Origin of the sequence: Marinomonas sp. ef1, from assembly GCF_002806845.1 — a bacterium.
Classification (GTDB): Bacteria; Pseudomonadota; Gammaproteobacteria; order Pseudomonadales; family Marinomonadaceae; genus Marinomonas; species Marinomonas polaris.
Genome location: NZ_NHTT01000048.1, coordinates 1 through 247 on the forward strand (window position 1 = coordinate 1; position 247 = coordinate 247).

The 247-nt window shown below is 42.5% G+C and carries 2 tRNA genes; both read left to right on the forward strand.

The annotated features are described in order from the left end of the window. The first annotated feature begins 5 nt into the window (after positions 1–5). Positions 6–81, forward strand: a tRNA-Thr gene (locus CCS02_RS22025). Positions 82–126: 45 nt separating this feature from the next. After that, positions 127–202, forward strand: a tRNA-Thr gene (locus tag CCS02_RS22030). Positions 203–247: the final 45 nt, after the last annotated feature.

Sequence of the window (247 nt, forward strand, 5' to 3'; positions counted from 1 at the left end):
GTAATGCCGCTATAGCTCAGTTGGTAGAGCATCTGACTTGTAATCAGAGGGTCCCGAGTTCGACTCTTGGTGGCGGCACCATTTACTTACTTTATGTTAGTAAATTAAAATTTGTTTTAGCGTTAAGCCGCTATAGCTCAGTTGGTAGAGCATCTGACTTGTAATCAGAGGGTCCCGAGTTCGACTCTTGGTGGCGGCACCACTTACTTAGTAAAGTAAGCTGGAATAAAAACGTTAAACAATGATT